The sequence below is a fragment of the Clostridium beijerinckii HUN142 genome, assembly GCF_000621745.1.
In the GTDB taxonomy this organism is placed as follows: Bacteria; Bacillota; Clostridia; order Clostridiales; family Clostridiaceae; genus Clostridium; species Clostridium beijerinckii_A.
The window spans coordinates 78,965-93,420 of record NZ_KK211337.1 but is presented as its reverse complement, the minus strand read 5'-3'; the positions used below and the strand labels follow the sequence as shown (position 1 = coordinate 93,420).

At 28.7% G+C, this 14,456-nt stretch carries 17 protein-coding genes and 1 pseudogene; 7 read left to right on the top strand and 11 right to left on the bottom strand.

Annotation, left to right across the window (positions count from 1 at the left end):
- Positions 1 to 13: 13 nt before the first annotated feature.
- The 4 genes from T483_RS0124100 to T483_RS0124085 all read right to left on the bottom strand — a co-directional run bounded on the left by T483_RS0124100 (position 14) and on the right by T483_RS0124085 (position 4,117).
- Positions 14 to 1,372 carry a lipolytic protein G-D-S-L family gene (locus T483_RS0124100; RefSeq protein ID WP_026889120.1) on the bottom strand — a complete coding sequence of 453 codons (1,359 nt, stop codon included), beginning with the start codon at positions 1,370 to 1,372 and terminating at the stop codon, positions 14 to 16.
- Positions 1,359 to 2,957 carry an MBOAT family O-acyltransferase gene (locus T483_RS0124095; protein WP_026889119.1) on the bottom strand — a complete coding sequence of 533 codons (1,599 nt, stop codon included), beginning with the start codon at positions 2,955 to 2,957 and terminating at the stop codon, positions 1,359 to 1,361. Before T483_RS0124095 ends, T483_RS0124100 begins: the two co-directional genes overlap by 14 nt.
- Positions 2,958 to 3,414: 457 nt before the next feature.
- A complete protein-coding gene (locus T483_RS0124090) occupies positions 3,415 to 3,810 on the bottom strand; it encodes an HI0074 family nucleotidyltransferase substrate-binding subunit (RefSeq protein WP_026889118.1) in 396 nt (131 codons plus the stop codon).
- Entirely contained in the window at positions 3,797 to 4,117 is a 321-nt protein-coding gene (locus tag T483_RS0124085) for a nucleotidyltransferase domain-containing protein (protein ID WP_155268541.1), read from the bottom strand. The genes T483_RS0124090 and T483_RS0124085 overlap by 14 nt, the downstream gene beginning before the upstream one ends.
- A 431-nt stretch (positions 4,118 to 4,548) precedes the next feature.
- On the opposite strand from T483_RS0124085, the gene T483_RS0124080 reads away from it, so the two are divergent.
- Positions 4,549 to 5,040, top strand: a complete 492-nt coding sequence (locus tag T483_RS0124080) for a hypothetical protein (protein ID WP_242841930.1) — start codon at positions 4,549 to 4,551, stop codon at positions 5,038 to 5,040.
- A gap of 140 nt (positions 5,041 to 5,180) precedes the next feature.
- On the opposite strand, the gene T483_RS29815 is transcribed toward T483_RS0124080, so the two are convergent.
- The 4 genes from T483_RS29815 to T483_RS0124060 all read right to left on the bottom strand — a co-directional run bounded on the left by T483_RS29815 (position 5,181) and on the right by T483_RS0124060 (position 8,214).
- Positions 5,181 to 6,107, bottom strand: a complete 927-nt coding sequence (locus T483_RS29815) for a GH25 family lysozyme (RefSeq protein WP_035790569.1) — start codon at positions 6,105 to 6,107, stop codon at positions 5,181 to 5,183.
- A gap of 53 nt (positions 6,108 to 6,160) precedes the next feature.
- Positions 6,161 to 7,204 carry a phage replisome organizer N-terminal domain-containing protein gene (locus T483_RS0124070; RefSeq protein ID WP_026889115.1) on the bottom strand — a complete coding sequence of 348 codons (1,044 nt, stop codon included), beginning with the start codon at positions 7,202 to 7,204 and terminating at the stop codon, positions 6,161 to 6,163.
- A gap of 204 nt (positions 7,205 to 7,408) precedes the next feature.
- Complete coding sequence (locus tag T483_RS29810) at positions 7,409 to 7,957, bottom strand: YqaJ viral recombinase family protein (protein ID WP_051560562.1); 549 nt, start codon at positions 7,955 to 7,957, stop codon at positions 7,409 to 7,411.
- Positions 7,958 to 8,010: 53 nt separating this feature from the next.
- Positions 8,011 to 8,214 (bottom strand): helix-turn-helix domain-containing protein, encoded by a 204-nt coding sequence (locus T483_RS0124060; RefSeq protein WP_026889114.1) that lies wholly within the window; start codon positions 8,212 to 8,214, stop codon positions 8,011 to 8,013.
- Positions 8,215 to 8,407: 193 nt separating this feature from the next.
- Here T483_RS0124060 and T483_RS0124055 point away from each other — a divergent pair, with 193 nt between their 5' ends.
- The 6 genes from T483_RS0124055 to T483_RS0124030 all read left to right on the top strand — a co-directional run bounded on the left by T483_RS0124055 (position 8,408) and on the right by T483_RS0124030 (position 11,026).
- Entirely contained in the window at positions 8,408 to 8,827 is a 420-nt protein-coding gene (locus T483_RS0124055) for a helix-turn-helix domain-containing protein (protein WP_026889113.1), read from the top strand.
- A gap of 168 nt (positions 8,828 to 8,995) precedes the next feature.
- Positions 8,996 to 9,586 (top strand): sigma-70 family RNA polymerase sigma factor, encoded by a 591-nt coding sequence (locus T483_RS0124050; protein ID WP_026889112.1) that lies wholly within the window; start codon positions 8,996 to 8,998, stop codon positions 9,584 to 9,586.
- Positions 9,568 to 9,765, top strand: a complete 198-nt coding sequence (locus T483_RS0124045) for a YvrJ family protein (protein ID WP_023973389.1) — start codon at positions 9,568 to 9,570, stop codon at positions 9,763 to 9,765. Before T483_RS0124050 ends, T483_RS0124045 begins: the two co-directional genes overlap by 19 nt.
- A 95-nt stretch (positions 9,766 to 9,860) precedes the next feature.
- A complete protein-coding gene (locus T483_RS0124040) occupies positions 9,861 to 10,085 on the top strand; it encodes a DUF1659 domain-containing protein (protein WP_026889111.1) in 225 nt (74 codons plus the stop codon).
- 163 nt (positions 10,086 to 10,248) lie between these two features.
- The gene (locus T483_RS0124035) at positions 10,249 to 10,467 is read left to right on the top strand and encodes a DUF2922 domain-containing protein (RefSeq protein WP_026889110.1); all 219 of its coding nucleotides are present in this window, start codon (positions 10,249 to 10,251) and stop codon (positions 10,465 to 10,467) included.
- A gap of 106 nt (positions 10,468 to 10,573) precedes the next feature.
- Positions 10,574 to 11,026, top strand: a complete 453-nt coding sequence (locus T483_RS0124030; protein ID WP_026889109.1) for a hypothetical protein — start codon at positions 10,574 to 10,576, stop codon at positions 11,024 to 11,026.
- Between the two features lie 228 nt (positions 11,027 to 11,254).
- Here the strand turns inward: T483_RS0124030 and galU are convergent, their stop codons facing one another.
- From galU to T483_RS0124020, 3 genes and pseudogenes are all read right to left on the bottom strand, one after another.
- Entirely contained in the window at positions 11,255 to 12,127 is an 873-nt protein-coding gene (gene galU / locus T483_RS0124025) for a UTP--glucose-1-phosphate uridylyltransferase GalU (RefSeq protein ID WP_026889108.1), read from the bottom strand.
- A 254-nt stretch (positions 12,128 to 12,381) separates the two neighbouring features.
- Positions 12,382 to 12,753, bottom strand: a pseudogene (locus tag T483_RS30705) (GDP-mannose 4,6-dehydratase); the annotation flags it as partial.
- Positions 12,754 to 13,033: 280 nt separating this feature from the next.
- The gene (locus T483_RS0124020; RefSeq protein ID WP_026889107.1) at positions 13,034 to 14,071 is read right to left on the bottom strand and encodes an acyltransferase family protein; all 1,038 of its coding nucleotides are present in this window, start codon (positions 14,069 to 14,071) and stop codon (positions 13,034 to 13,036) included.
- Positions 14,072 to 14,456 lie beyond the last annotated feature (385 nt).

Sequence of the window (14,456 nt, the reverse complement as noted above, 5' to 3'; positions counted from 1 at the left end):
TATTTCCTCCATATTAATTTGCTATTGTTTTAGAGACATCTTCGTCATAATGGCGAATTTCCTCATTATTTTTAGATCCTTTTGCCCTAGCATTTACTCGTATTTTAAACTTCTTATAAGACTTGGAATCAAAAACGAAATCTGGACTCTTATCATAATCTCGTATAATATGCTCCTGTCCAGTTTCTGAATCTAATAATACAAATTGGTATTCTGGTATAACTTTAGATCCATGCAGAGAATCAGCTTTTAATGTTATAGTACTATCACTCTTTTTCCAATTGAACCATGCAGATGAAACATAATCTATTGATGCATAATATTCATCTTGTGTATAAAAATATTTGTTCATATCATCACCATTTTGGCGCTTCTTTAAGAAAGCTGCCAATGACTTAGAAAAAACTTCTGCTCCTTTAGTATTCAAATGCTCAGTGTCAGAAAGATAATCATTTTTAATCTTAAATAATTCTGGCTTTATTAAGTTATAATTGTAATATTCAATATTCAACCCCCTCGCTATCTCCGCCACCTTATTATCAAATTCAAAGTAATTTTTTACTCTAAGAATTTGAAATGTAGGAAACGGTGTGCTTAAAAGGATTAGCTCACAATTGTTTTCCTTGCATAATTGTGATATCTTCTTTAAATATTCTATATTTTTTGAGTTTATATCACCTATATTTTTATTAGAAGGAGGTAATTTTAAATTATCACAATTGAGAGTTCCTTTTTCGCTACTAGGATCAACCTTATTAAAGCCTTTTCCTGCATAGCCATTTTTATTATTTTCCATAGCTTCTACTTGTCCCGGTTTGGGATAATCTGTATAAAAAGAATCAAATTTCCCATAAATATTGTTTACTACATCAAGAGGTGACTTTACATCATATCCACGCCACGGAAATAGCCTGTCTAAATAAGAACCATCCTGAGACGATGCAAAATAATATTCAAGCTTATTTAAAAATGATTTCATATATAAAGAAACTGAAAGAAATACTATTGGTTTTTCTTCCTTACTGGTAAAATTATCTGGGTCAACCGTCAAAACAATTAGTTTAGGTTTATGGTAAGCAAACAGTTCTTTAAGCGAATAGTAAGTCCCCACAAACATCTGCTGAGAAAATGCATAATTAAAAGTATTCTCTCCTAATTCCTTATCCATAATATATGGATTAATGTCTCTATTAGATAGTGAAGCACCTGCAAATACTAAATCAAAGTCTTTTTTATCTGAGTACATTTCACGCATTGTCATTCGTGAATAATTTCCTTTTGGTACAAGGACAAATGCAAAACCATAACTTAAAATAATAAAGATCATTATAAATATAATTCCACTAAACCATTTATATTTAAAATTGCGCATACATAAATCCTCCTAGCAGATTTCCAGAACTAGCATCAAAACTTATGACAGCAAAAATTAATACATAAAATACTGCCCATCTAAAAACTAAATTTTGCTTAGATAAAAATTCACGTATCTTTACTCCTCTTTCTTGTAATACACTTACTGCAAATAAAATAACCGTTGCCCAAAATAAAATTCTAAAATCCTGTTCCTTAAGCCCAAGTTTATAAATTGTACCATCAAGTAATTGAGTAATTTTAAAATTTGCTACGGTATTATGTAACATATAAAGTGACGAATTCAGATTACTTGCTCTATCAAAATACCATCCTAAATTTACAATAAAAAACGTTCTTAATACCCTAAATAAATGATAGGAAAAACATTCCGTATTTACTTTAGTTACTCTTTTTAGCCATTCATAAAGCGGCTCTAGAATCGTACTAAAAGCAATTACAATTCCGTTATATAATCCCCACGCTATATAATGCCAGTAAGCTCCATGCCAGACACCAACAACTAAAAATACTACTAAGTTAGAAAAGGCAACCGGAATAATTCTCCCTGCTTTCCTTCCAATGTATTTATTTGCTAGTTTTGATACTTTAGACATTTTCTTTGAAAGAGCTAGCGGATAAAATATATAATCACGCATCCAAGCACCTAAAGAAATATGCCATCTACGCCAAAATTCTGATAGTGAGGTTGAAAAATACGGTCTTCTAAAATTCACAGCCATATTTATTCCTAGTAATTCAGAGATCCCCATAGCCACATCAATTCCACCTGAAAAATCTGCGTATTGCTGTAATGAATAGAATAAAACTCCTACTACTGTAATTGCACCACCATAATTATCATAGTTCTTAAATGTTTCATTAACTAATGTAATGGCTCTATCTGCAATTACCATCTTCTTAAAAAGTCCCCATAATATCAATTGGAGCCCATATTTAAATTTCTGCCAATCAAACCTGTGAGTTTTATATAACTGTTCCGATAATTTATCAAATCTATTAATAGGGCCTTGTACAATTTGAGGAAAAAATGAAATAAATAATGCAAATTTAAACAAGTTTTTTTCTGCTTTGCATTTTCCATTATATACATCAATTAGGTATCCCATAGACTGAAAAGTATAGAAAGATATTCCTAATGGTAGTAACAAATTCAGCTTCATTGGAACTGTTCCATGATGCGTTACCATGTTGAACAATCCAACAATGTTTTTTGATAGAAAATCAAAGTATTTTAAAACCCCAAGAATTCCAAAATTACTTAATAAAACACACCAGAAAATTATTCTCTGCTTCCTCTTTGCAAAAGCCTTTATTTGCTTCTTCCCTTCTAATGTTAGTGTTTCTTTTTTTTCAGTTAATTCAATTTTCATATTTTCATTAATTTTACTTATAATAATCGTTCCAACCCAGACTGTAAAAGTCGTAAAAATTATATATCCAACAGTCTTTACACCCGCAGATATATAAAAAATGTAACTTCCAATAAGTAAACATATCCATTGAAACTTCTTAGGCAAAATATAATATGCCAAAATCAATATAAATAAAAAAATACAAAAATTAAATTGCAAAAACGACATTGTTCCACATCCTTATAAAGAGCTTTATATTTATTTATGAAAAATATTCAATACCCAAATATTTTTTATTATAGCACTTTATAGCACTTGTTCCATACATAAAATAATAAATATAAGAATTTTTTAATATTTCTCCATTAATATGAGTGACTTCAATGCTTTAATGATTATATAGATAAACAATTTGTAATATAAATTTACTCAACACTCTATGGAAAGCAGAAATATTATTATTTCGCTGAAAGTTCTAAATTATAGATTACATCTAATTTAAATAAGATTATTAGTTTTAAATTCAATAATAAGAAAAGCTTAGTGCTGATAACACTAAGCTTTTCCCAATCCCGTAAACTAGAACCAAAGAATTTTACTAAACAATCTTTTATTTTAGTTCACTTACTTCCACAATAATCTTATTCATTTGGGATGTAAACATGACCGCAACCATCTATATTATCTATAAAAGCTTTCCCAAATTTTCAACTAATTCTCCTATTGCATTAACATATCCCTTCACTATTCTATTAGCAATTTCATTTGCCAAACTTTCATTATATATCTGTGATGTAGAATTTCTATCTTCTAATAAACTAATCCAAACCTTATCATCTGATATTAGATTATTTACATATGCTTTTTTATAAATTGTACGCGGAAATGAATTTTCAAGAGTTACCCCTAAATATTTCATAAATTCTCTAAGGGTTTTATGAGTAAGTTCATATGTAAATTCAAATCTTTGAATCAAGCTATCCCTTATTATATCGTTCTTTCCATCATATAACCTGCTTACTTCAAGAAGTCTATCATAAGCTTTCTTTAAATTCATATATTTAAAATCAATGCTTCTCATAAATAATTATCCCCACTTTTTCAACTTGTTCAATGAAAAATTCATCATGAATATCTTTCATATCCGAAAAGTCAAATTCTAATAAAGTACTTGTATTCATTTCTATGTCTTCAATAAATTCAGATATTGAATTTTCAGAATATACGGCAAGATCAATATCACTTTTCGGTAAATTATCTCCTCGTGCTCTAGATCCAAAGAGAATAACTTTATTAATATTTTTATGCTCATGGCATATGTGCAATATCTCATCAACTTTATGTTCTAAATTCAAACTTATCGCTCTTTGGCTTGTCGCACTTAACATACATAATATTATACCCTATAAATTATTTACTTAAAACAAAAAATGTACTAAGCAATCTTTTATAGCTGCAAATATTAAATTCTACCATAGCATATTCTAGGTAAATCTTTATTCATCTATCTCAAACCCTCATGTTTCCTATAAATATTTACATATTTATATATTTTTCTATAAACATACTTATCTAGAAAAGTATATTCCTATGAACCTATTTTACTAGAAACATTTAAACCTATTTTTATTTTAAAATATGAATCTAGAAACCTATGAATATATAAAAAAATTTAAGTTTTTTCATATTAAAGCATTTATATATTTTAATATTTACGTATATCTTATATGAAGACATAACTGATTCTTCATGTGCTACTGCTTATGGAATTTATTATTTCTTCACATTTTAATATGTAAGGGAGGAACTATAAGTGAACATGTCTGTAAAAAAATCTAAGATCAAAGGAGAAATTAAAGATGATTTTTCTGTTGACGAAAATGAATCTTCAGATATATTTACTTTTTCAGAAGGAGAGCTTAAATTAGATGGGACTCTTTTAAAATCATTTTCTTTTGATTCTGATGAAGAACTTATTGAGCATCCTGCACCACCTACAATTCCAAATAATAACAATAATAATGCTACTCTTAATTCAACTTCTTGTATTAATCCATCTACTTATGATGATAAAGATTACAAGAGGGAAATTCTGGATCATAGAACCTTAAAAGTCAATCCAAATGGAAGAACCCCATCTGTTGATGGCGAAGCTTTTGATATGGTAAGAAGTTATACTTTAAGACGCTCTACTGTAAGAATATTAAGTAAAATTAAAGCCATTCATATTGATGATAATGTTTATTTAAATACCATCGTTGACGAAGCTATTCGTTACTATTATGAATACCTTAAAACTCAAAACAAATAATTTTTCCCAGTAAAAAAGTTGCACTAAATAATCTTTTAGTGCAACGCTTGTACCTAGTAGATTTATACAATGGTCTGCTCCCTTTGTGAGGGGGCGTGACTGAACTTGCTAAAATTTAAGTTTCCATCTAATGTGATTTTTTATATTTCTGCAGTCTCCATTGCTCCATTACTATCAAAATTATACCATTTATCACCTATATTTATGCATCCTGTCTGCATTATATCTTCCTCATTAAAATAGTACCATTTGCAAGATTTATCATCATAACACCAGCCAGTTTTCATAGCTCCATCATTGGAATCTCCAAAGTAATACCAACTATCTCCATACTTTTTCCAATCATAAATCATCCAGCCTTCTGCATCAAACAAATACCACTTTCCATTTATAAATTCCCAAGCATCTTTAGTAAAGGTTCCATCATTATGCTTATACCACCATTTATCATTTTCATTTATCCAAGTTCCTAAGTACGTATTGTTTTTAAGCAAAACACCTTCTGTAAATAAATTAACATCACATTTTCCGCTTACCCCTGATATATCTCCATTTTCAGTATATTGATGTCCTATTCTATTGGTAAAGAAATTTGAAGGAAGGTTCCAAGGATCATTATTATAATTTGCTTCCCAGAAAGGATAATCCTTTATAGAATCTTTTATCTCTTCTATATTTGATAAAAATCCTGTATAAGAATAAATCCCTAGTTGAAGAGAACTTAATTCCTTAAATGCATTTATAAATTTTATTATATAATCACATAATTCATCAAATTCAGATTCAATATCAAGTATAGGAATCATGTCCCATTCATAGTCTTTAATCTTTCTATAAAAGTTTTCTGCCTGAGCCTCTGGAGAGCTTGTACTTACCAGAAAATGATAAGCTCCAACCTTTAGCTCATTACTTTTACATGAATTATAAAACTCCTCTAGTCTGTCGTCTTGAAAAGTCTTTCCTTCAGTAGCTTTCATATAGACATATTCTATGTTATCCTCTGCAACTTTATTTAAATCAATACTTGCATTATTATTTGAGATATCAATTCCTTTAACATATCTCATTACCCATTCCCCCTTATATTAAGGCTCAGCCCCAAGATAACTAATTCATATGATTAACTATCTTCTGTCCACCCTAGCAGCTTCTTCTCTAAATCATCATAATCATACTGCCTAGGCTCAAAGTTAATAAATCTAAGTTTTGGTTTTTCTTTAACAGCTGCTGAATTGCCTGCATTACAATTACTAAATTCCATATCTTCATAGTCTTTTGGATATCCTTCTTTAAGCCAGTTCTTAAGAATACCATTAATATAATTTACATCAAGCTTATTTCTTTCTATTGCCTCTCTAACAGCTATTTCTATATATTTTTCTTTATGAGTCATTAACGCTTTCATTACCCAGCTTAAAGTAAATCCTCTTATTGCTTTATTATTTTCTTCTAAAGTTTTTATAATTTTAAGCGCCTGTGATTTTATTTCATCATGAGACGAAGAGACAATTTCAGTCTGTATATGATCTTTATCATAAGGTTCATGATTCTCTTTTGTTAAAGCAACATCATTTGCCTTATCTTTTTCTTTATTCTCTTCTTTATCTATAATCTTTTTCTTATGTTCTTTATCTTCTTCTCTCTTCTCTTTCTGTAGCGTTACATTTGCGTTACAGTTTTTATTTTTGTTAATTTTATTAGCGTCACTTCCTTCATCTATGGCATTATTACAAGCTTTATCCGCATTTAATTTATTCTCTACAAGTTCTTTTTCTTTTTTCTTTCTCTCTCTAAAATTTTTAACTCTTTCACGAGTACCCTCTTTTACTCTTTTCATTCCTTCAATATTCTGATGTTTTTCCCAGTTACATATTTTTATTATGTTATTTTCATATATTTTGATAAGCTTAAAAGATTCCAATATATCTAGAACCTTTTCTATAATATCTAGTGGCCTGTTAAATAATATAGACAGCATTTTTTTAGTATAAGGCACGTCTTTTTTTAAATATATTAATCCACCATCATTAACCTTTCCCGCCTGTAAAAGCAGTCTTATCCATACATAATTTGCAGAATCTCTTAATGGCAGTGAGTCAATTAATCTCATTGTTTCATCTTCACACATATTTGTATTTAGCTTAATCCACTCTATCCCCTTCATAAATATCGTCCCCTACCCAATTTCTTACTTAAAGCATCAAGTACTCCCTATTAGAATTTGTTTTTCACTCAGAAATGGCAAATGTACGCAGATTTAATTGCGCTATAATTTTCTAGAAAACAAAATAATCTGTGAAACTATATAAATATAGATAAACAGCCATTACTAAACTCTAGTGTATAGGCCATTTATCTACATTTTAAGTCACATAGGTGAAATTTCCTTTAAGATATGATCATAAAAAAACACTTTTTCTTCACTAATTATCCTTGAAATCACCTTTTCATCTCTATGTATCTCTTTAAATACAAATTTCCTGCTGTTTATTAAACATGCAAAGTAGCACTTATCAGCTTTTGTAACTCTCATATTATGCTGACATTCAAGCAAAATACTTTCATTTATTTCTTCATTAAGATTAATTCCATTATATATGCTGCAAAGTAAAATAGAATTTTCGCCAACTATTCTTCTATCTACTTTACAACACATAAATTCATATTCTTCATCTATAATTGTTTTTAGTTCCTTTCTTACCTTCTTACCACTTCTTATGGTAAATTCTTTACATAAGATCTCCTTTAAAGTATTAAACCAATACATTTCTTCATATTTCTCTTTAAGATTTATATGTCTACTTTGACCTTTTTTTAGTTTCTCTTCATACAATTCTTTTATAGTTTTATTTGCATTTATACCTAATATTATCCCTGTCTCATTCCCATAAATGTATTTTAAATCTCTTTCAGCCATACTCCCCCCTAAACGTAATCAGCTCATATGTCACCGTTTACAGATGATATATGCTAAAAATATTCACTTATTTTAATATTAAATAAGCATCTTATTGTGTTTAAATCTTCTGAATTAAATTTTGCACCTCTTCCATTCAAAGCATTGTTTACAAAAGAGCTTGATCTGCCAATGTGTTCTGCGAATTCACTTTGTTTGATGTTATTCACCAATAAAAATTCTTTAAATTTATTATATTGAGCTTGTGACTTTGACATACTATATTCCCCCTTATACAACTTTATCGGAACAACATTTACTTTAGGTTGTTACCGTTAATTTAATTATACGCTTGCTAATGTCCGTGTCAATGATTATTTTGGTAATTTTTTCAAATTATTTTCTTGCTTTTTGTCATTTATCGTTGTATACTTATGTCCAAAGTAATCTTTTACATTGTGGAGGAGAAATATGAATAAAACGGGTACAATTCTTAAGAACTTACGATTAAAAAAGAATATCACTCTAGATCAGCTAGCTTCTGAAATAAACGAAACATTCGATATTAATATCACCGGAAGCATGCTTTCTAAATGGGAAACGGGTAAAGCAGCGCCAATATATGATCACTTGAAACGCTTAGCCTCATACTATAATGTTACTACAGACTTTCTTCTAGGTTTCGATCAATATGAAGACTTAATTGGTGTTGATTCTTATGACAATTTGAATAAGGCAAAAACTAAAATACGTTATTCTAAAAAGGCCAATAAAGTTAAAACTCTAGCTAAATTGTTGGAGGATGACAAGATTACTCTTAAAGATCTTTCAATTTTTGAGGATTTTATTCGTGTTTATATATCAAAAAAATCAAAAAATTTATATAGGTAGTAAATACGTTCATCTAATAAGTCCAATCTTCAAATTGGATATCCATATTGTACATACCTAATATCCTATATTTTTAAAATTTTTTCTTAAATTTGTTCCCTAAGTGTTTATAAAAATCTTTTTTTCTGTATATCTCTTATGAAAAGTAAATTTTAGGAGGGATTATATGTGAATTATGATTATATTGAACACTTAGCCGGTAAGGCTAAAGATGGTGACCTTAAAGCTAAAGAAAATTTAATTAAGGAATTTACTCCACTTATAAATTCATTATCTATGAGAACTTTTATCCATGGTTATGAAAAATGCGATATTAAAAATGAATGCTTCTTAATGCTTTTTAAATGCATAGATCATTACGATTTAAATACTCATCGTTTTGTTGCCTATGCCACAAATTCCATAAAAAATAATTTAAGTGTTTTACTAAAAAGATATAATAATCGAAAAGATATTGATGGATTTTTCTCTTTAAGTGACGATATTGAATGTAATACTTCTCTAAGCAATGATATAGAAGATGAAAGTATGAAACTTGAATATGAGAATATTAAACTATTGTCTGCAATAAAAAATGATTTAAGCGATTCAGAGAGATATCTAATAAACTTTGTCTTTTTTATGAAAAATACCCTTACAAATTATGCTTATCATGAGAATGTATCATATATGACAGCTTTAAAAAGAAAGAAAAATGCTTTAAAAAAATTAAAAAATTGTATTGTTGGAGGTAATGAATTATGGGAATTAACGATATGATGAGCCTTATTACCAATGCTGGATTTCCTATAGCAGTTTGTGCTTATTTACTATTTCGCCTTGAAAAACAACTCTCCACCCTTTCATCTTCAATAAACAAATTAAATACTATAATTTCCACTAAATTAGGTGTTGTCATTGATACTTCATGTGATAGCGAGGTTCAAAATTTAAAATAAAAAATAAATTTCAAAAAAATTTTCAAATTACCCTTTATAAAAATCAATTTTTGTGTATATACAATATGAGAACAAAATTTAGGAGGTAAGAAAATATGGCAGTAGCAAAACAAATCAAAACTACATCTTTAAGCATCGAGGTTCAAAGTGGATTGGATAAAGCGGGCGACCCAATCTACAGTAAGAAAAGCTTCGCTAATGTAAGGACTGACGTAGCTCCTGAAAATGCATACGCAGTAGGAGAAGCAATTAAGAGTGTTATGTCCACTGGCACAAGATCAACTTTGTTAAATGAATCTTCAAACCTTACTCAGGAATAAAAAAACACTACAATTAAACATTCAAATTTCCTTTCCAAATGTGTATTAAGCTTTAAGTAATACTAGTTTACCTAATATTCAAAAAGGTACTTTCTCCTGTCCTTCATCTATATAACCAGTCTTTAACTACTATCAAAAAATATTTTTTAGGGGGCTTTAAATTATGGAATATGTTTTAGCATTAACTTTTATAACTGAAAATGGATTAAAAAGCAACTTTAGCATCAGCGGAGTTAAACCAGATATTACTCCTGCTCAAGTAAATTCTCTAATGGACATAATTATTCAAAAGAATGTCTTCTTCTCTTCTTCTGGAGCTTTGGTTAAAAAATCTGGAGCTCAATTGACAGAGAAAAATGTTACTAAAATTGATGTAGCATAAGATAAAAAGGCTCGTTACCTCATGGTAACGGGCCTTTTTAAGAAGTATAAAAAAATCTAAATTAGTTTAAAATACTAGATATTAAGCAATAATAAGGAGTTTTTTAATGATTAAAAAACATAAAAATAACTTTATACTAATATCACTTTTCTTATGTATACTAATGTTCATCTTCCTACCTATAAATCTCTGCCCTCCATTGCTAAGATATGCTAGTATTTTCTCAATTTCAGACTCAAGTTCAAATAATAACTCAAGTAAAAGTAATTCTACTGAAAAGAGAGCTACTCTGTCATATGATAAAATAATAGGGAAAGATGGATTGTATCATTATAGAGTACTTTTTTGGGTTCCCAAAGAAGTCGCAAAATTTATCCCTTATGCTGATACTGGAGTGATAACAGATGTTTCTTCTCACGGACCTATAGAAAAATGGTCGGTAGAAGAAACTAAAATAACTACTTCTAATGAAAAGCTGGTCTTTATTTTTGTTCCTAAAACTTTTGTTTATTTATATGGAAAAGGATTCGAAAAAGTTATTCACTTAAAATGCGTGTAATTTAAAGTAAATTCACGTTCTTCGTTCAACATTGCATAAGATTTAAGGATCTTCATTTTAAAGTACATCCTTTTAGTTTAACCCCTTTTACTTAAAACAAAAAATTGCACTAAACTTTCACTTAGTGCAATGATTGTACTTACAAGTTCTTGAACCTCTGGGGTGCTAGTGAGGGACTTGCGACTGACTCGCTTTTAAACAAATAAATTTCACCTTACTTATTGGTCATTATCTTACTATATCTTTTAAATACTCTATAAACTCATCTTTAATTTCGGGTTTTCTTAAAGCATATTCCACTGTTGCTTCTAAAAATCCAAGCTTATCTCCAACATCGTATCTTCTTCCTTCAAAGTTATAGGCATACATAGCTTCACTTTTAGCAAGCTCTAGCAATGCATCTGTAAGTTGAATTTCATTTCCCTTACCAGGTTTTGTATTTTCTAAAATTTCAAATATTGCAGGAGTAACTACATATCTACCAAGTATTGCAGTATTAGATGGTGCATCTTCTATACTTGGCTTTTCTACTAATCCCTTGACCTTGCAAACTCTATCTTCTATTATTATTCCATCAACTATACCATATTTACATACATCTTCTGGTTCAACACTTTGAACACCTAAAATGCTTGTTTTGTACTCATCATAACAATCAATAAGCTGCTTTAAACAAGGTTTCCCTTCATTATATACTATATCATCCCCAAGAAGAATTGCAAAAGGTTCATTACCTACAAAGCTCTTAGCACAATGAATAGCATGTCCTAATCCTCTAGGTTCTTTTTGTCTTATATAATGAATATCAACCATATCTGAAATATCTTTAACTAATTCTAATAATTCATCCTTATGGTTTTTTGCAAGCTCCATTTCAAGCTCAACAGATTTGTCAAAATGATCTTCAATACATTTTTTATTTCTACCAGTAACAATGAGAATTTCATCAATACCTGAGGCAACTGCTTCCTCTATAATATATTGAATTGTTGGCTTATCCACTATAGGAAGCATCTCCTTTGGCTGAGCCTTAGTTGCAGGTAAAAATCTTGTTCCAAGACCTGCTGCTGGAATTATTGCTTTTCTTATCTTCTTATTCATTCATTTTTCTCCCATATTTTTTAATATAAATATAATATTCAATTTTCACTTGAGTAATTCCACAATTGAATTCAACAAAAAGATTGCACCAAATAATTCATTTAGTGCAATGCTTGTACTTGCAATTTGGGGACCTCCGAGGTGCTAGTCAGGAGCATAGCTGCTTTTTTAAGAGGTTATTAAAGTTCTTAATTGCAGCACAGCTGCTTTTTTAAGAGGTTATTAAAGTTCTTAATTGCAGCACAGCTGCTTTTTTAAGAGGTGTACATTTTTTCGTAATATTTTTGATAATCACCTGATGTTACATTATTCATCCATTCAGAATTATCTAAATACCATTTGATAGTTTTTTTAATTCCTACTTCAAAAGTAGTTTCAGGATACCAGCCTGGTTCTTCTTTTATTTTATCAGGAGCTATTCCGTACCTTCTATCGTGGCCTTTTCTGTCTTCAACATACTTAATTAAATTTTCTGTTACATCTTTATCTACATTTTCATTTATATACGATATGACTGTTTTAACTATTTGTATATTTGTTCTTTCATTATGAACACCAACACTGTAAACTTCTTAAAGTCTGCCGACATTAATAACCATATTAATTACTTTTGTATGATCTTCTACACTGAATACTCTTCCCAGAAGCATACTTAATTATGAAACTCCTGAAGAATTATTTAAAACACATTTAGATAAAGTATAAGTAAATACAAGTGTTTAAGCATAAGTAGAAATTAGTTCAACTTGTTATTTCAATTTGTCTATTAAATCTATATTATTACAATTAATATAGATTTAATAGACAAGATTAATATTTCACTAATCATATTTAACTCACTCCCTTAGATTATTATTTCTAACAGCCTAAAACGAAAAATTTACAGAGTTTAAAATACTCCATTAATTAATGAAATAAATCTAGGTAATAATTTAACCAATTCCTATTACTTTTTAAAATTAATTTGCATATTTTATTAAGCGATACTGATAATAAAATTGTACTTATTATAAATATGGATAAAAATATTGCGGAACTATTTTTAATAATAATAGATAATAATAATGGATGTACCAAATATAATTCATATGATATTTCACCAATATAAGACGTAATTTTCCAAACCTTTAGATCATATAGAATATACATAATAATTACTATAAATATTCCAGCTGACAAAGATAACGTGATTTGACACAATGTATCCGTAAAACCTAACTCATTGTTTTCTACAAAAGGCATCTTTTTAATAATTACTGAAATAACTAATACTATTAGTGGTATAAATATGGTAGCCTTTTTAGCCTTTAAGGACATTTTATATATTGTATCAGCATAATCAGAAATTATTACACCTATTGGAAACGAGACAATCTGCCATACATATACTCTATCACTTAGATTTAGTAAAGAAAATATAATTGCTACCACAATCATTACTAATGCTTTTTTATTTCTATTTTTTATTAGCGATATAAAGTAGAAGAACACATACCAACACAATATAAACTCAATATACCAATATGAACCTTCAGGCAATTTTAATAAGAACATATATTGAATTAGATTTAAAATTGTATCTTTAGAAAATGATAGTGTGATATAAGATATTAATATTACTATCCAATAAGGTATCATAACTCTTTTAATTCTATTTTTAAAATAACACTTTCTTCCTTTTCTCTTAATTGACTCATTTAATCCATATCCAGAAACAATTAGAAAAATACATACTCCAATCGCACCCAATGGATGAGTCACTGCAATATTATAACCATACCCTCCTATATGAGATACTAATACAAGAACCATTGCTACACCTTTAAGTACTGTTGTATGTTTCTTAGACATAAAAATCTTATTACTTTCAATATTACTTTTACGATCTATAAAGATAACAGATAATACCAAAAAGGCAACCATTAATACTAGTAAATTTATCATTTTCCCCCTCCTTAGATATACATTTACCAGAAGTTTACAAAACGTCTAGCTATAATAAATACAGAATACCTTTCCCTTTCATTTATGGTTAACCTGCCTTTTGGCTGAGACATAATTTATATGTATATGACATCACATAATCAGCCTTCTTTAGACGATATTTATAATTTCAAATAAAAATCTAAAAACTATATATTGTAATTAAATTTCTCCATTCTAGTCTTAATTAAACACCTGCCTTACTAAAATTAGAATTGTGAATGTAGCTTTATTATTTCAATATATACTAGTTTCCTTACTTTACTCCGAAATACCATTGACCTTGATAGTATAAGTTTCTAATACATCAAGATTCCTTTTTAGATGTACAGTAAACTTTTATTAA